Genomic DNA, 15,851 nt, shown 5'->3' with positions numbered 1-15,851 from the left:
CCCGGGGCCGCCCGGCCGCGCGGCGTCCGGGCAAGATGGGCGGGTGCAGGTACACCCGATCTCGCCCGACCGCCTCGCCGAGCTCCTCGCCGACCGCATCACCGCGCTCCCCGGGGCCGGGGAGCGGTGGCTGCGGGTGGCGGTGGACGGCGCCACGGCCGCCGGGCCGGGCGCGCTGGCGGACGCCCTGGTGGAACCGCTGCGGCTGCGCGGGCGCCCCGCGCTGCGGGTGTCGGCGGCAGGCTTCCTCCGGCCCGCCTCGGTGCGGCTGGAGTACGGCAGGCAGGACGCGGACGCCTTCCACGACCTCTGGCTGGACGACGGCGCCCTGCTGCGCGAGGTGCTGGAGCCGCTGGAGCCCGGCGGCAGCGGCCGCGTCCTGCCCTCGCTGCGCGACCCGGTGACGGACCGGTCGACCCGCGCCCCCTACACCGAACTGCCGCCCGGTGGCGTCCTGTTGCTGGACGGCGCACTGCTGCTCGGCCGCTGGCTGCCGCTGGAGCTGACCGTCCACCTGGCGCTGTCCCCGGCCGCGCTGGCCCGCCGGACCCCGCCCGAGGAGCAGTGGACGCTGCCCGCCTTCGCCCGCTACGAGGCCGAGACCGTCCCGGCCGACCTCGCCGACCTCATCGTCCGGGTCGACGACCCCCGCCACCCGGCCCTGGTCGAGCACCGGTAGGCCGGGCCTCGGGCGCCGGGCCGCGCTGGCAGTACGGGCACCAGAACGCCACCCGTTCCTGCGGCGGCGTTCCCTGGGCGGCCGTCAGCACCTGCGTGCCGCAACGCGGGCAGGGGCGCCCGGCACGGCCGTAGACCCAGTGCTGGTGGCCGCGCCGGGTGTCGCCGGTGGTGATGTGGCCGGAGCGGAGCCTGTTGGCGTCGAGGAGCTGCCGGGCCCGCTCCACCAGCCGTTCGGGGCGGGGCAGTTCACCGACCGGGGTCCACGGGGTGACACCGGCGAGGAAGCAGAGTTCGTTGGCGTAGACGTTGCCGATGCCGGCCAGGTTGCGCTGGTCGAGGAGGGCTTCGGCGACGGGCCGGCCGGGGTGGGCGAGGAGCCGGCGGACGGCCTCGGCCGGATCCCAGTCGGGGCCGAGCAGGTCGGGCCCGAGGTGGCCGACGGCGCGCTGTTCGTCGGCGGTGCGCAGCAGCTCGACGACGGGCAGCCGGTAGCCGACCGCGGTGCCCCGGTCGGTGCCGAGGACGGCGCGGATCTGCCAGGCGGGCCCGCCGGCCCAGCGTTCGCCGGGGCGGTAGACCTCCCAGCGGCCGTCCATCCGCAGGTGGGTGTGGAGGGTGAGGCCGCCTTCGAGGCGGGTGAGCAGGTGTTTGCCGCGCGGGGCGACCTCCAGCACCCGCCGTCCGGCGAGGGCGGCGGTGGCGTGGGCGGGCACCCGCAGATCGGCGGTGGTCAGCAGCTGGCCGGCGAGGGCGTCGTGCAGCCGGGCCGCCGCGCGGTAGACGGAGTCACCTTCTGGCATGTCTCCATCCTGCCCCCCGTCCGGGCTCCGCGCGGCGGCCCGTTCGGCCGGCCGGGGGGCCGGCACATCGCCCCCCGGGGGTCAGCCGGCCGCCGGCCCCCGCTGGTCGCGGACCACGACGACCGGGCAGGGGGCATGCTCGGTGAGGTGCCGGCTGACCGAGCCGAGCAGTGCGCCGGAGAACCCGCCGAGCCCGCGACTGCCGACGACGACCAGTGCGGCGCCGGCGGCCGCCTCCAGCAGGGCCTGGGCGGCGTTGCCGGGCAGCACGGACTCGGTGATCCGGATGCCGGGGTCGTCGCCGACGACCTTGGCGACCGTCTCGGAGAGGGTCCGCCCGGCCAGCTCCTCGGGGTTGAACCCCTCGGCCGGGGGCACGCTCAGCCCGGCCCAGCCGTAGAACGCGGGGTACTCCCAGGCCGCGATGGCGTTGAGGCTGCCGCCGACCAGCCGGGCGTAGTCCACGGCCCAGCGCAGCGCCTGCTCCGAGGCGGGCGAGCCGTCCACGCCGACGACGATCCGGGGGGTGGCGCTGTTGGCCATGCCGCTGCTCCTTGCTCGACTGCTACCTCGGCTTCACCAGCCTCTGACTCCCCAAACATAGATCAACATGGACATTCCACCACCGATTGCCACACCGAAGGCGTCGAACACTTTCGAACCCTGTGCCATCCTGGCCGGATGGCGAGGAACAGGCCGAAGAAGCCGCATCTCACCTCCGGTTTCGCCGAAACCCTGGCGGGGCCGGAGCGGCCGGAGGAGGAGGATTGGCCCGGGCCCGTCCGGTCGCCGGTCGCCGACCGCGGCTTCACCGATGCGGCCGGCTGCCGATGGACGCTCGTCCGGGGCCCGCTGGACCCGCGCCGGGCCAAGCGGCTCGCCGTGAGCGCCGACCTGATGACCATGGGCAGCGCCTACGACCACGAGCAGGAGCGCTGCTTCCCGGCCCTCGTGCCCGAGGCCGACCGCCCGGCCGCCTGGCTGGAGGCCGGAGGCCGCTACAACGTCGACGCGCTGCCGTCCTACCTGGCGTACGAGTTCGCCGGCCAGGACGGCCGGACCCTGCTCTACGTCGAGACGTTCTGCTGAGCCCGCTCCCGGGCCCGGAACTGGTACTGGCGGGTGCGCGGGCCCCATCACCCACGCACCCGCCAGGGTTTCGGCCGGCCGGAGCCGTCAGGCCCGGTAGGCGGCCCAGGAGTTGGACATCCTGGCGACCTGACCGGGGGTGAACTGCGTCATGCAGGAGTCGTAGGTGTAGTCCATGAAGTTGTGGATCGGGTCGAGGCCGGTCGCGGTGCAGGTGTCGCGGCCCGCGGGGCACTGGTACGCGGCGGTCTTCTCGGCCGGGGTGTCGGAGACGTAGTCGCCCTGGCCGCTGCAGCCGCCCTGGAAGGTGTGGTAGAGCCCGAGCCAGTGGCCGACCTCGTGGGTGGCGGTGTCGCCCTCGTTGTAGTTGGCGGCCGAGCCGCCGGGGAACGAGGAGTCGAGGATGACGACGCCGTCATCGCTCGGGTTGGACCTGTAGGAGCTGGGGAACGTCGCCCAGCCGAGCAGCGACTGGCCGAGCTTGGCGGTGTAGAGGTTGAGCGCGTTGGCGCTGCCCTTGCGCAGCGAGCTCTTCATCGACTTCTCGGCCGAGGAGCCCGGGGTGATGCCGTTGTACCAGGTCGCGTTGTCGGTGTAGTCGGTGCCGACCAGCTGGAACTGGAACTGGCTGGGGGTGTTGCCGGCGCCCTGGCCGCTGTACGCGGCGTTGAGGACGGAGATCTGCTTGCCGATGTCCGTCGCGGAGAGCTTGCCCGTCGTCCCGGAGTGGATGACGTGCACGTACACCGGGATGGTGGTGGTGGCGGCCAGCGTGCCGGGGGCGAGCAGCGCGCTGCCCTGGGAGGACTGCGCCAGCTTGGCGACCCGGGCCTGCAGGTCCGCGTCCATGGCCTGGGCCTGGGCCTGGGTGACGGCGTTGGGCTCCTGGCCGACGGCGCTGCCGGCGGGCTTGCGGGCGGCCGCGTCCTGGCTCACCGCACCGTCCCCGCCGACGCACTGGGCGGACGGGGCCTGGGCGGCGGCGGTGGAGAACGAGGCGGGGGCGGCGAACTGGGTGAGCCCGAGGGCGGCGACGAGGGCGGCGGCGCTGAGGAATCTGCGGGGGACACTCGAGGGGACGCGGGCAGAACGACGCATCTGCGCTCCTGAGGGGGAGTTGTGGGGGGGCGGCCGCTTGGGGGAGCCGCCGAGCCAAGGCTACGCAGGGCCGCGTGTACGCGTCAGATGTCTTCCGGCCTGAAAGTCCTGACGACAAATCGGACATAACCCGGAAGCCTGATGGGTCGACACCGGCCACAGGTGGAACATTTCCCGTGTCGAGCGATCGCAGCAATGGCCCCGAGTTGTCCGAAAGTTGACACACCGTCCGGCCCGGAGAGCCCCGGAAGGCCACCCGGACGGGTCGGCGGGCGGCCCCGCACCGCCTCGCCGAGACTACGACGCCACGAAGACGATCTCCCGCAGGGCACGCGCACCGGCCCGGTCGAGTACCACGGCCGACGCACATCCGGCCGGCGGCTCCCCCGTCCCCGCCAGCCGGCGGCGCAGGCGCCGGGCGGACTCCCGGTGCCGCGCGAAGGCGTACGCGGAGACCCGCTGGCCGCGGGCGTGCTGGCCGTCCCGGGCCTCGCCGGCGGCGGCGTCCAGCAGGATCAGGTGCACCCGCCGCCCCTGGCGGGCCGCCGCCCGGACCAGCCAGCGCCGCACCCAGGGCAGCGCCCCGCAGTCGTGCACCGCCAGCGGGCCGCCGTCGAGCACCGCGCGGCGCAGCCGCCGGTAGTGCGCGGCCCGGACCAGCGGGCGGTAGACGAAGTACGGCAGCCAGCCGGGCAGGCGGGCCGCGTACTCCTCCCGCACGTGCTGGGAGTCGACCAGGCCGGCCGTGATGCACCGGCGCATCAGGGTGCTCTTGCCGCTGCCGGGCAGGCCGGAGACGACCAGCAGGTCGTCCGCCCGGTAGTGCAGCGCGGCCGGCGCCGGGCCGGCCGGCGCCGGGCCGGCCGGCGCCGGGCCCGGGCGGTCGCGCCGCAGGTCGTGCAGTCCGCGCGGGCGCAGCACCGGCCCGGACAGCCCGCTCGGACCGGCCGCCCGCACGGCGGCAGCGCTCCCCGCTCTCGGCACGGGCACCCGGGCCCCGGACAGCCCCGTTCCCGAGGGACCCGCCCCCGGCACCGTCGTCTCCGCCACCGGCTCTCCCCCCTGACTCCCCCGGCTTCCGCCTCTCGAAGGAGCCTTCCCTGCTCCAAGAGGAAGTAAAGACTAGTGGTCAGCGGCTCCGGGCGAGCGCCTTCACCGTCCGTTCACAGCACCGCACCACCGCCGCCCCCGACGGCGACGGGGGTGACGGCGGTGACGGCGGTGCGACGGGGGTGACGGCGGTGCGACGGGGGTACCGGTGCGCGGGTGGTCCGGGCGCTCAGCCCAGCTGCGGGGCGACCCGGGAGGCGATCAGCTCCAGGTGGTCCAGGTCGTCCAGGTCGAGGATCTGCAGGTAGACGCGCTCGGTGCCGACGGCGGCGTAGCGGCCGAGCTTCGCCACCACCTCGTCCGGGGTGCCGGCCAGGCCGTTGGCCTTCAGCTCGTCCACCTCACGGCCGATCGCGGCGGCCCGGCGGGCCACCTCGGCGTCGTCGCGGCCCACGCAGGCGACCAGGGCGTTGGAGTACACCAGGTCGTCGGCCCGGCGGCCGGCCTGCTCGACGGCGGCGCGGACCCGGCCGAACTGGGCGGCGCTCTCCTCGACCGAGGTGAACGGCATGTTGAACTCGTCGGCGAAGCGGGCGGCCAGCGCCGGGGTGCGGGTCGGGCCCGTGCCGCCGACCAGGACGGGGATCTTCTCCTGGGCGGGCTTGGGCAGCGCCGGCGAGTCGGTCAGCCGGTAGTACTCCCCGGCGAAGTCGAAGGTGTCGCCGAGCTTGGTGTTCCAGAGGCCGGTGACGATCGCCAGCTGCTCCTCCAGCCGCCCGAACCTCTCCTTCGGGAAGGGGATGCCGTAGGCGGCGTGCTCCTCCTCGTACCAGCCGGCGCCGAGGCCGAACTCGACCCGGCCGCCGCTCATCGCGTCGACCTGGGCGACCTGGATGGCGAGCACGCCGGGCAGCCGGAAGGTCGCGGCGGTCATCAGGGTGCCGAGCCGGATGGTGCTGGTGTCACGGGCCAGGCCGGCCAGGGTGATCCAGGCGTCGGTGGGGCCGGGCAGGCCGCTGACGCCGCCCATCTTCAGGTAGTGGTCGGAGCGGAAGAACGCGCTGAAGGTGCCGAGCTCCTCCGCGGTCCGGGCGACGCGCAGCAGCGTGTCGTAGCTCGCGCCCTGCTGGGGTTCGGTGAAGATTCGAAGATCCATACGGGCCATTCTGGTACAGACCGCCCCGCGCTCCCGGCGATTCGCCGAATCCGCCGGGCGCCGGCATCCGGTGTCGGCACGGCGACGGGACCCGGCCCCGGGTGGCAAAGGTCTCAGCCGCAGCGGCCCGGACGGCCGCCCGGCTCGCCTACCGTGGACGGATGTTCGCCACGCCCGACGAGTCCCACCGGGGCTCACCCGACCAGCCGCCCGGCTGTCCCCTGCCCGGGATCGTCGCCGCCTTCACGCCGCGGCTCGCCGAGTTCGCCGTCGAGCCGGGTTTCGGCGCCGTGGTCGACCAGCACGCCGCCCAGATCCGCGAGCTGCTGTACGCGCAGGGGCCGGAGCTGGTGCCCCGGCCGCTGGACCGTGCGGAACTGTCGGACTACGCGCTCGGCCTGCTGGACGCGCTCGGCGAGACCGGCCGACTGGAGCCGGTGGGCTACGACTACGCGGTGCACCGGCTGACCGCGATCTGCTGGCTGGTCCGCGAACAGGGCCTGCTCGGCTCCTGACCGCTCACGGCGGCGGCCGTCGCACCGTCCCGTCGGCCCGGGCCGACGGGACGGCCGGGTGGGCGAGCGGGCCGGTCGGCGGCGCCCCACCCGGCGCTGTGCCGCCACCGCTGCCGCCCGCCCGCTGTCGGCGCGTACAGTGGCGGTCCACGGAACGGACAGCGGGGCGGGGCGGTACGGGTGAGCGGGAACGACGCATCGGGCACGGCCGCAAGGGGCCGCGCGAGCAGCACCGGCGGACATCGCGCGCTGGTCTGGCGCGAACTGCCGGAGCAGCCGGCGGCCGCGGTGCTGGTGCTGCACGGCGGCGAGGAGCACAGCCTCTCCCGGCCCGGCCCGCTCAACCTGCCCGGCCTGCGGATGTACGGCTTCCTCCGCGCGCTGCGCCTCGAAACGGCGGGCGCGGGGGTGGCGATCGGCACCGTCCGCTACCGCCACCGGGGCTGGAACGGCGAGCGCGCCGACGCCGCCCGGGACACCGACGCCGCGCTCGGCGACCTCGCCGAGGAGCTGGGCCACGTACCGACCGTCCTGGTCGGCCACTCGATGGGCGGCCGGGCGGCCCTGCGCGCGGCCGGGCACCCGAACGTCACCGGCGTCGTCGCCCTCGCCCCCTGGTGCCCGCCCGAGGACCCGTGCGAGCAGCTCGCCGGCCGGGACGTCCTGATGCTGCACGGCGACCGGGACAAGGTCACCTCCCCCGCCGAGACCCTCCACTTCGCCGCCCGCGGCCGCGAGGCCGGCGCCCGGGTCTGCGGCTACACCGTGGCCGGCAGCGGCCACGCCCTGCTGCAGCGGATCGGCGACTGGCACCGGGCCACCGCCCGGCTCGGGGCCGGCCTCCTCGGCCTGCGTGACCTCCCTGCGGAGGTCACCGCCGCCCTCGCCCTGCCCGCCGGCTCCCCCGACGCCCTCACCCTGCCCCTCCCGGCCCACCCCCGGAGCGCACCTCCCCGCCGCTCCGCACCGGCCCTGCCGACGGACGCCTGAGCCGAAGGCGGGCCGGACCCGCCGCAAGAGGGGTGGGCCTGCCCAGCGCGATGCGGAGCCCCGGCTGCTACGCGTGATCGCCGCGACGCGCCAGCAGCCCACGAACGTGCGCGTCCACCTGATCGCGGTCGTAGCCCCGCCGAACGATCTTGAACACCGGCGCGTCCGTCGGCGCCTTCCCGGCCGCCAGGGCCGCGAGACAGCCGTCGACCTGCGCACGGTCATAGCCCCGCCGCACCACGTCGAAGCCATGAAAATCGGACGGTTCGGATGTCGTCACCACTGCCGGCCACTCCCCCAGTACGTACGGCCTGTCCACCAGGCACCCCACCGTAGCGAACTCCCCACCGGGGCCCGAACGCCTCCGCCACCCCGGGCGGAGCAGAATCTCACACGCCCTGGGACCGGCAGAACTCCGCCTCGAGTTCGGCGGTGAAGACGCCGATCGGGTTGGCCGGCTGGTAACTTCCGTCCGCCCAGTCACCGTTGACGTTGGTGGAGAGCAGGTGCCGGCCGTCGCGCGTGCCGTAGGTGTACGACCAGGATCCCGGGAAGGCCCCGCCCATGCCCCACACGGTGGCGCCGCAGGACAGGGCGATCGAGGAGACGCCGAGTCCGTACGCCGTGCTGTCGATCCACTTGCCGCGCGTGGGGAGCGTCATGAACATCTCCCGCTGCTGCGCGTCGGGCAGCAGGCGGCCGGCGAGCAGGGCGCCGAAGAAGGTGTTGAGGTCGTCGACGGTGGACACCATGTCGCCGGTGGCCCAGGACCAGGACGGGTTCACCTCGGTCACGTCGTAGGCCTTGGCGTCGGGTCCGGTCATCATCAGCCTCGAGTACTCGCGGCCGTGCGGTCCGCGGATCGCCGGGTCCTCACCGGCCGGCTGGTACGTGCCGGCCAGCCGGAGTGGCGCGGTGATGCGCCGCCTGATCTCCTCGCTCAGGGGCACGCCGGTCACCTTCTCGACGATCATGCCCGCGATGACGTAGTTGGTGTCCGAGTAGCCCCAGTCGCTGCCGGGGGCGAAGGCGGGCTGGTGGCGGACGGCAAACCGCACCAGCTCCTCCGGGCGGTAGCCGTCGAACCGGCGCTCCAGGTACGCCGGGCCGTAAGCGGCCTTCAGCATCTGCTCGTCCAGGACGTAGTTGTAGATCCCGCTGGTGTTGTCGAGCAGCTGCCGAACGGTGATCGCCCGGCCGTCGTACCCGTTGCCGTCGACCATGCCGGGGAGCCACTGCTCCAGCGAGTCGTCGAGGCCGATCCGGTGCTCGGCCACGAGTTGCAGCACGACGGTGGCGACGAACGTCTTCGTGGTGCTGCCGATGCGGAAACGGTCGTGCCGCCGGCGCTCCTGCCCCGTGCCGAGGTCGGCCTTCCCCGCCGCGCCGAACCACCGCCGGTCCCCCTCGCGAACCTCGGTGACGGCGCCGGGCAGGCCGCCCTCCTTCACGGCCTGCTCCAGCACGCTCTGCACCCCCCGATGCCCATGCGTCGCCTGCGCCGTCGCCGGCGTGGCAACGGCGCCCCCCGTGACCACCACCGCCGCCAGCAACCCGGCACCCACTCGAACGGTGAACCTCATCGTCTTCCCCCTTCACGGTTTCCTTCGGTGGAAAAACCGTATCCCGCCGTTCACGCAAGCGTCAACGAAACAGTGAGGCACCAACTGTATTTGGCAAGGTAATTGACGGTATTTTGGTGCAATGACCCTGTCGGCTAATGCAATGAACCAGAGCAGGTGTTGCAATGAGATAGCGTGAACTCCATCGACCGGGAGAGGACGACATGCCAGGAACCAGGCTCACCCCGCAGGAGCGCCGGCGGATCTCCGCCGGGCTTGCCGAAGGCCTCAGCTACGGCGACATCGCGCGCTCCCTCGGACGGCCGACATCCACCGTCACCCGGGAGATCGGCCGCAACGGCGGGCCGTCCGGCTACCGGCCCGACCGCGCACAGCAGGCCACCACCCAGCGCGCCCGCCGCAGCCGGCCGTCCCCGGCCCCGCCCGCGGCAGCAGCAGCCGAACCGCAGGGACGCGACGCCGACGCCGTTGACGAATTCGCCGGTGAACTCGCCCAGTTGCTGGTCCATCTGGGATTTCCCCGGATGGCCGCCAGAGTGCTCGCCTGCCTCTCCGTCACCGACGAGGGCAGCCTCACCGCCGCCGACCTGACCCACCGGCTCGCGGTGAGCCCGGCCTCCGTCTCCAAGGCCGTCGGCTACCTCGAAGGCCAGGAACTCATCCGACGCCGCCGCGACGACCCGCGGCAGCGCGAGCGGTACGTCATCGACGGCGACATCTGGCACCAGTCCCTCCTCGCCAGTGCCCGGCGCAACGCCCTGCTCGCCGACACCGCCCGCCGCGGCGGGACCGTCCTCGGCACCGCCAGCCCCGCCGGCGCCCGCATGGACACGGCCGCCACCCTCCTCGACCGCATCGGCGAGGAGATCGTCCGCGCCCTCCACCAGGGGCCGCAGAACTGACCCCGGGGCGGGGCCGGGCCCCGGAAGCCGGCCCCGTGTATCGCCCCCTCCGGCCGTGCCCGCGCCGCCGTTACAGAGCCGATGGGCGGCCGTGACACGACCGGCCGGGGACCGCGACACGGCGCTCCTAGCGTCACTGACGACACCCCGGCCGAACCCGGCCGGGCGCGAGTCACGATGAAGGAGACACCCCGTATGACCAGGAGCCGTACCAACCGCTCGACCGCCCGCCGGGGCCTGGCGGTCTGCGCCCTCACCGGCGCCGCCCTGCTGAGCGCCGTCACCGGCGGAACGGCCTGGGCCGACGGGGGCAGCGGGAAGGTCACCCCCTCCCAGGCCCCCGCGACCGCGACCGCCACCCCCGCCGCCCCGAGCGCCGCGAGCGCCCCGGCCGTCGAGGGCGCCAAGTCGCCCGGCGCCGTCCCGCAGCCGGCCGCCCCGCGCTCCCCCGGCGCCCCCGCCGTCGCCGGGGCCGGCTCCGGCACCGCCCCCTCCGCGGCGCCCGTGCCGCAGACCCCCGGCGGCACCGCGCCGCAGGTCCGCGACGTGCCCAAGGGCGCGGCCCAGGCCGGCGACGGCTCCGGCTCCGCCGGTGACTCCGGCCTCATGCTCGTCGGCGGTGGCACCGTGGCCGCCCTCGGGGCCGGGGCGCTGGGCTACGCCGTCCTGCGCCGCCGCTCCGGTGCGCGCGGCTGACACCGGTTCCGGGCCCTCCGGGCACCCCGCCGCCCCGCCCCCGTACGGTCACGTACCGGGGTGGGGCGGCGGGCCCCTGCCGGACGACGGAAGACCCGGAACCGGCGAAGCGGCGGACCGTACGGAGCCGGCGGACGGGGCGGACCGCGGCGGCCACCGGGCCGGGCGCTCGGCCGGCCGCCGCGGGAGGCGCACCGGAGCCCATCGCGGCCGCCGGGACACCGGCCCCGGCGCGGACGGGCTGCGCCGGACCGCCTTCGGCGCGGCCGGCCTGCTCTGCCTGGTGCTCGGCGCCACCGTGGCACTGTCGGGCCAGCGCACCCCGGTGGTGCGCGTGGAACCCTCCGTGCACAACGCCGCCGACCCCCCGCCCGCGGCGTCCGCGCCGACCACCGGTACGGCCGCTCCCACCACGCCCGCCACCGCCCCGCGCCCCTTCGCCGCCTCGGCGCCGACCAGGCTCCTCGTCCCGGCCGCCGGCGTGGACGCCCCGGTCACCGGACTCGGCCTGAACGCCGACGGCACCGTCGAGGTCCCGGCCGCCGACCGGGCCGGTGAGGTCGGCTGGTACCGCAACGGACCGACCCCCGGCGAGACCGGCCCGGCCGTCCTGATCGGGCACTACGACACCGCGCACGGCCCGGCCGTCTTCCACTCGCTGCCGAAGGTCCGGCCGGGGGACGCCATCCAGGTCCAGCGGGCCGACGGCAGCACGGTCGAGTTCCGCGTCCGCACGCTGCTCCAGGCCCCGAAGGACCGGTTCCCGACCGAGACGGTCTACGGCGACACCCCGGCGCCCGAGCTCCACCTGATCACCTGCGGCGGCCGGATTGGCGCGGACGGCCACTGGACCGACAACATCATCATCCTGGCGGACCTGGCCACCAAGGCGGGGTGAGCCGGCCCCGCGACGGACGGGCGGGGCGGAACCGGGGGCTCCCCTCCGGACGACCTATCACCGTGGACGAACCGGCGGATCGCCGCAGACCAGCTAAGGAGGGGCGGGCCGTGACGACAGCCTTCCCGGCGCGGCGGCGAGCCGGTGTGCCGGCCCTGGCGGGTGCCGCGCTGGCCGTGTTGCTCGCCGGGTGCGCGACGCCCGGCGAGCTGAGGGACAACGGTGCGACGGCGCGGGTGACTCCACCACCGGTGGCCCAGCCGCTCTGGGCGGGCCTGGCGACCGCGCCGCCGCCGGCGCCCCCGACCTCCGCCACCGATCCGCCGCCGCAGCCCGTCCCGGACGTGACCGTGCCGGGCCAGGACATCACCGCGCTCGACACCCGGACCGTGCTCGCCAAGGACCCCCAGGTGACGGCGGACGAGCGACGCACCCTCGACGGCTGCCCGGGCTGTGAGCTCCGCAGCCCCGAGTACCGCGACCTCACCGGTGACGGGCGGCCCGAACTGGTCGCCGCCGTCGGCACCGTCGGGCCGGTGGTGCTGCACGTCTACACCCTGGCCGGGGACCGCGTGGTACCCGTGCTGCGGGTCCAGGTGCTGAAGGGTTTCAGTGCCGAGACGGTCGGCGCCGACCTGTGGCTGCACGAGCCGACCACCGTTTCCGTCCGGACCAGCAGCCGCTACCACTGGGACGGCGTCCGGCTCGGCCTGGTGGAGCGGAAGGACGAGGGGATCGGCCCCGTCCCCGCCCCCGGCCAGGGGGGCGCCGCCGAGACCGGGGCGCCGCCCACCGCCACGCCCCCCGCCGCGCCCAGTACGGCCCGCCCCAGCCGCGCCCCGGCCCAGCCCGGCGCCCCCACCGTCGGCAACGGAACCGGCGGGACCGTCCCCACCCCGCGCGGGGCCGTCCCGGCGCCCGCCCGTCCGACCCCAGCTCCCCCGGAAGCGAAGCCATGAACCCCGCAGCTCCGCCCGCCCAGCCGCACATCCTGATCGTCGAGGACGACGAGGTGATCCGGGAGGCCACCCGGATGGCCCTGGAACGGTACGGCTTTCCGGTCTCCACGGCCGCCGACGGCCTGGAGGGTCTGGAGGCGTTCCACGCCGTCCGCCCGGACCTGCTGCTGCTCGACGTGATGCTGCCGCTCCTGGACGGGGTCGGCCTCTGCCGGCGGATCCGTGAGGAGAGCCAGCTGCCGATCCTGATGATGTCGGCCCGCACCGACCCGGTGGACGTGGTCTCGGGGCTGGAGGCCGGCGCGGACGACTACGTCGTGAAGCCGTTCGAGAGCGCGGTGCTCGTCGCCCGGATCCGGACGGTGCTGCGCCGGGTCCGGGTCGTGCCGGCGGCCGACGCCCCGCCACCGGCCGCCGTTCCGCCACCGGCCGCCGCTCTGTCACCGGTCCCGTCCCTCGGCGGTGTTCCCTCCGGCCCGGCCGGTGCTCCCTCCGCGCCTGCCGGGCCGTCGGCCGCTTCGGTCCCCACGGCCGACACCGTGCCCGCGCCACCGGCCCGGACGGTGCGCAGCCTCGACGGGATGGAGGTGGACACCGACAGCATGGAGGTACGGGTGCACGGCCGGCTCGTCCCGCTCACCCCGACCGAGCTGCGGCTGCTGCTGGAGTTCACCGCCGCGCCCGGCATCGTGCTGGAACGTTCCGGCCTGCTGGAGCGGGTGTGGGACTACGAATGGGGAGCCGACACCCGGGTGGTGGACGTCCATGTGCAGCGGCTGCGCGCGAAGATCGGCGCCGGCCGGATCGAGACGGTGCGCGGGTTCGGCTACAAGCTGCGGCGCCCGGTATGACGCTGCGCCGTCAGATCGCCACCGCCGTCGCCGCCATCTCCGTCCTGGTCGCGGTCACCGTCGGCCTGCTGGTGCACCAGGCGATGGTCCGCCAGCACATGGACCAGGCCCGCGGATCCGCGCTCGCCGCGCTGGACTCGTCGCTGGCGGTGTACCAGCGCAGCGGCGAGGTCGCCGGCCGGGGCGCCGCCCTGGACGACCCGGCGCTGCCGCAGCCGCTGCGCACGCTGGTGGCGGACGGCCGGCAGGGGTCGGTCCTGGCCGTCGGGTCGCAGGGCGAGGCCATGTGGGCGGCCACGCCCGTCCAGAACGGGGCGCTCTCCGTCCGGCTGGACTTCGCGCAGGACCGGCAGGCCATCGCCGACCTCGACCGGATCATCCTGATCGCCGTCACCACGTCGGTCTTCACGACGGTGCTGGCCGGGGTGCTGGTCGCGGACCGGATCAGCCGCCGGCTGCGGACGGCCGCGGCGGCCGCACGGGGGATCGCCGCCGGGAGGACGGACACCCGGATCGGCGAGCTGGTCGAAGGGCGGGACGAGGTCGCCGATCTCGCGGCGGCGGTCGATTCGATGTCCCGGGCGCTGCACCGCCGGCTGGAGGACGAGCAGCAGTTCACCGCGGACGTGGCGCACGAGCTCCGCACCCCGCTCACCGGTCTGGTGACGGCGGCAGAGCTGCTGCCGCCGGGCCGGCCGACCGAGCTGGTCCGCGACCGGGTGCAGGTGCTGCGCTCGCTGGTGGAGGACCTGTTGGAGGTGTCCCGGCTGGATGCGGACGCCGAGACGCCGTACCTGTCGGCGGTGCCGCTGGAGCGCGCGGTGCGCCGCACGGTCGCGCTCACCGGGCTGACCGTGACGGTGACGGGCGAGGCCGACGGGGTGGTCCGCACCGACCTGCGCCGGCTGGACCGCATCCTGGGCAATCTGCTGGTCAACGCCGACCGGCACGGCAGCGGCCCGGTGCTGCTGGGCGTGGACGGGTTGCGGATCACGGTGCGCGATCACGGGGCGGGGTTCCCCGACGACCTGCTGCGGCACGGGCCCCAGCGGTTCCGGACCGGTGTGCGCGAGCGCGGACGCGGCCACGGGCTGGGGCTGACGATCGCGCAGGGCCACGCCCGGGTGATCGGCGCGGCGCTGACGTTCGCCAACCACCCCGACGGCGGTGCGGTGGCGACCCTCGTCCTGCCGCCCGGGGCGGAGGACCCCGGGCCGGAGGCGGTGGACGGCGAGGACCCGCAGGAGCGGCGGCTGCAGCCGTGACCTCGCTCCGGGAGCCCCCGGAGCGAGGCCGGCGGTTGCCGGACGAATGAGCACAAGCCGTGAACCCGTGGGAGTGCTCCCGCGGGGAAGCACGGCGCGAACACAGGGGCGTGCCGGGCGCCGCGGCGGGCGGCGGCGCCCGTGATCCGCCCCGGGAGCCGGACCGGCCCCGGGTGGCAGTTGGGCTCGACCGAAGGCCCTTTCCGCAGGTGGGAGCAGGTCTCGACGGACCGTCAGGTGGCGTAATGCGGCGGCAACGAAAAACCGGCCGGTACGGGCCTATGGTTCAGGCCGAACCCGACCCCGAGGCCCGGAGCAGCGCCGATGACCAGCGAGAACCCGAACCGCGCCGGTGCCCGGCGGCTGCGCGCCGACCGGGCCCGGCAGGTCGCGGACGTCCTGCGCCGGCAGGTGCTGAACGAGGCGTACAAGGACGGTCCGCTGCCGCACGAGGACCGGCTGGCCGAGGAGTTCGGCGCCTCGCGGAACACCGTCCGGGAGGCGCTGGACCTCCTGCGCGGCGAGGGCCTGGTCCGCCGGGTGCCCGGCTCGGGGACGCTGGTGGTGGCGGAGAAGGTGCCGCACGGGCTGAACCGGCTGCAGGGCCTCGCCGAGACCCTGCACGAGCACGGCGAGGTGACCAACGAGGTCCGCGCCTTCGGGCCGGTCCGCGCACCCGGCCCGGTGGCCCGCCGGCTCGGGCTCCCCGAGGGCGCGGACGTGGTGTACGTGGAGCGGCTGCGCCGGCTCAACGGGCTGCCGCTCTCGCTCGACCTCACCTATCTGGCGCCCGACATCGGCGCCGGGCTGGCCGCGGAGGACCTGGCCGGCCAGGACATCTTCCGGCTGATCGAGGAGGTCACCGGCCGGCCCCTCGGCCGGGCCGACATCACCCTGGAGGCGGTCAACGCCGACCCGCACTCCGCCACCGTTCTCGAAGTCCCCCGCGGGTCCGCCCTGTTGATGCTGGAGCGGCTCACCGCGCTGGCCGACGGCCGCCCCGTGGACCTGGAGTACGTCCGCTTCCGCGGCGACCGGATCACCATGCAGGGCCGGCTGCTGCGCGACACCCCCTGAGGAAGCCCCATGGCGCTCGCCGACCACCGTTCCGACGTGCCCGTGACCATCGACGCCTCGCTGTGCATCGACGGCTGCACGCTCTGCGTCGAGATGTGCCCGCTGGACTCGCTGGCCATCGACCCGGACAGCAGCAAGGCCTACATGCACGTCGACGAGTGCTGGTACTGCGGCCCGTGCGCGGCCCGCTGCCCCACCGGCGCGGTCACCGTCAACATGCCCTACCTACTTCGCTGAGGAT

19 protein-coding genes are annotated in these 15,851 nt (G+C 75.2%); 12 read left to right on the top strand and 7 right to left on the bottom strand.

The features are described from left to right. The first annotated feature begins 43 nt into the window (after window positions 1-43). Window positions 44-679, top strand: a complete 636-nt coding sequence (locus ACZ5WK_RS22620) for a nucleoside/nucleotide kinase family protein (RefSeq protein ID WP_465549398.1) — start codon at window positions 44-46, stop codon at window positions 677-679. Here the strand turns inward: ACZ5WK_RS22620 and ACZ5WK_RS22615 are convergent. Then, window positions 627-1,481 carry a DNA-formamidopyrimidine glycosylase family protein gene (locus ACZ5WK_RS22615; RefSeq protein WP_465549396.1) on the bottom strand — a complete coding sequence of 285 codons (855 nt, stop codon included), beginning with the start codon at window positions 1,479-1,481 and terminating at the stop codon, window positions 627-629. The two genes, ACZ5WK_RS22620 and ACZ5WK_RS22615, sit on opposite strands and share 53 nt — an antisense overlap. A gap of 81 nt (window positions 1,482-1,562) precedes the next feature. Beyond that, a complete protein-coding gene (locus ACZ5WK_RS22610) occupies window positions 1,563-2,024 on the bottom strand; it encodes a universal stress protein (protein ID WP_465549394.1) in 462 nt (153 codons plus the stop codon). A 138-nt stretch (window positions 2,025-2,162) separates the two neighbouring features. Here ACZ5WK_RS22610 and ACZ5WK_RS22605 point away from each other — a divergent pair, with 138 nt between their 5' ends. Beyond that, window positions 2,163-2,570, top strand: coding sequence for a hypothetical protein (locus tag ACZ5WK_RS22605; protein ID WP_465549392.1), 408 nt, complete (start codon window positions 2,163-2,165; stop codon window positions 2,568-2,570). An 87-nt stretch (window positions 2,571-2,657) separates the two neighbouring features. Here ACZ5WK_RS22605 and ACZ5WK_RS22600 read toward each other — a convergent pair whose 3' ends face one another. The 3 genes from ACZ5WK_RS22600 to ACZ5WK_RS22590 all read right to left on the bottom strand — a co-directional run bounded on the left by ACZ5WK_RS22600 (window position 2,658) and on the right by ACZ5WK_RS22590 (window position 5,874). Then, window positions 2,658-3,668 carry a zinc metalloprotease gene (locus ACZ5WK_RS22600; protein ID WP_465549390.1) on the bottom strand — a complete coding sequence of 337 codons (1,011 nt, stop codon included), beginning with the start codon at window positions 3,666-3,668 and terminating at the stop codon, window positions 2,658-2,660. A gap of 297 nt (window positions 3,669-3,965) precedes the next feature. Continuing rightward, a complete protein-coding gene (locus tag ACZ5WK_RS22595) occupies window positions 3,966-4,625 on the bottom strand; it encodes an AAA family ATPase (protein ID WP_465549388.1) in 660 nt (219 codons plus the stop codon). A 322-nt stretch (window positions 4,626-4,947) separates the two neighbouring features. Then, window positions 4,948-5,874, bottom strand: a complete 927-nt coding sequence (locus tag ACZ5WK_RS22590) for an LLM class F420-dependent oxidoreductase (protein WP_465549386.1) — start codon at window positions 5,872-5,874, stop codon at window positions 4,948-4,950. Window positions 5,875-6,035: 161 nt separating this feature from the next. On the opposite strand from ACZ5WK_RS22590, the gene ACZ5WK_RS22585 reads away from it, so the two are divergent. Then, window positions 6,036-6,389 (top strand): DUF6401 family natural product biosynthesis protein, encoded by a 354-nt coding sequence (locus ACZ5WK_RS22585; RefSeq protein WP_396323346.1) that lies wholly within the window; start codon window positions 6,036-6,038, stop codon window positions 6,387-6,389. Window positions 6,390-6,569: 180 nt separating this feature from the next. Continuing rightward, window positions 6,570-7,379, top strand: coding sequence for an alpha/beta hydrolase (locus tag ACZ5WK_RS22580; protein WP_465549384.1), 810 nt, complete (start codon window positions 6,570-6,572; stop codon window positions 7,377-7,379). A 67-nt stretch (window positions 7,380-7,446) separates the two neighbouring features. Here ACZ5WK_RS22580 and ACZ5WK_RS22575 read toward each other — a convergent pair whose 3' ends face one another. Then, window positions 7,447-7,662 carry a hypothetical protein gene (locus ACZ5WK_RS22575; RefSeq protein ID WP_465549382.1) on the bottom strand — a complete coding sequence of 72 codons (216 nt, stop codon included), beginning with the start codon at window positions 7,660-7,662 and terminating at the stop codon, window positions 7,447-7,449. A gap of 106 nt (window positions 7,663-7,768) precedes the next feature. Beyond that, window positions 7,769-8,845 carry a serine hydrolase domain-containing protein gene (locus ACZ5WK_RS22570; protein WP_465549380.1) on the bottom strand — a complete coding sequence of 359 codons (1,077 nt, stop codon included), beginning with the start codon at window positions 8,843-8,845 and terminating at the stop codon, window positions 7,769-7,771. A 320-nt stretch (window positions 8,846-9,165) separates the two neighbouring features. Between ACZ5WK_RS22570 and ACZ5WK_RS22565 the strand changes: the two genes are divergently transcribed. From ACZ5WK_RS22565 to ACZ5WK_RS22530, 8 genes are all read left to right on the top strand, one after another. Continuing rightward, window positions 9,166-9,864, top strand: a complete 699-nt coding sequence (locus tag ACZ5WK_RS22565; RefSeq protein ID WP_465549378.1) for a helix-turn-helix domain-containing protein — start codon at window positions 9,166-9,168, stop codon at window positions 9,862-9,864. A 195-nt stretch (window positions 9,865-10,059) separates the two neighbouring features. Further along, window positions 10,060-10,560 carry a hypothetical protein gene (locus ACZ5WK_RS22560; RefSeq protein ID WP_465549376.1) on the top strand — a complete coding sequence of 167 codons (501 nt, stop codon included), beginning with the start codon at window positions 10,060-10,062 and terminating at the stop codon, window positions 10,558-10,560. A 283-nt stretch (window positions 10,561-10,843) separates the two neighbouring features. Then, on the top strand, window positions 10,844-11,458 hold the full coding sequence (locus ACZ5WK_RS22555) for a class F sortase (RefSeq protein WP_465549374.1): 615 nt from the start codon (window positions 10,844-10,846) through the stop codon (window positions 11,456-11,458). A gap of 110 nt (window positions 11,459-11,568) precedes the next feature. Next, entirely contained in the window at window positions 11,569-12,417 is an 849-nt protein-coding gene (locus ACZ5WK_RS22550; RefSeq protein WP_465549372.1) for a hypothetical protein, read from the top strand. Continuing rightward, window positions 12,414-13,268 (top strand): response regulator, encoded by an 855-nt coding sequence (locus ACZ5WK_RS22545; RefSeq protein WP_465549370.1) that lies wholly within the window; start codon window positions 12,414-12,416, stop codon window positions 13,266-13,268. The genes ACZ5WK_RS22550 and ACZ5WK_RS22545 overlap by 4 nt, the downstream gene beginning before the upstream one ends. Then, the gene (locus ACZ5WK_RS22540) at window positions 13,265-14,533 is read left to right on the top strand and encodes a sensor histidine kinase (protein ID WP_465549368.1); all 1,269 of its coding nucleotides are present in this window, start codon (window positions 13,265-13,267) and stop codon (window positions 14,531-14,533) included. Before ACZ5WK_RS22545 ends, ACZ5WK_RS22540 begins: the two co-directional genes overlap by 4 nt. Before the next feature lie 324 nt (window positions 14,534-14,857). Beyond that, the gene (locus ACZ5WK_RS22535; RefSeq protein ID WP_465549366.1) at window positions 14,858-15,610 is read left to right on the top strand and encodes a GntR family transcriptional regulator; all 753 of its coding nucleotides are present in this window, start codon (window positions 14,858-14,860) and stop codon (window positions 15,608-15,610) included. Between the two features lie 9 nt (window positions 15,611-15,619). Next, window positions 15,620-15,847 (top strand): 4Fe-4S dicluster domain-containing protein, encoded by a 228-nt coding sequence (locus ACZ5WK_RS22530; RefSeq protein WP_465549364.1) that lies wholly within the window; start codon window positions 15,620-15,622, stop codon window positions 15,845-15,847. Window positions 15,848-15,851 lie beyond the last annotated feature (4 nt).

Source organism: Kitasatospora sp. NPDC032757, assembly GCF_055579305.1.
This window is presented reverse-complemented; position numbering and strand designations above follow the sequence as displayed.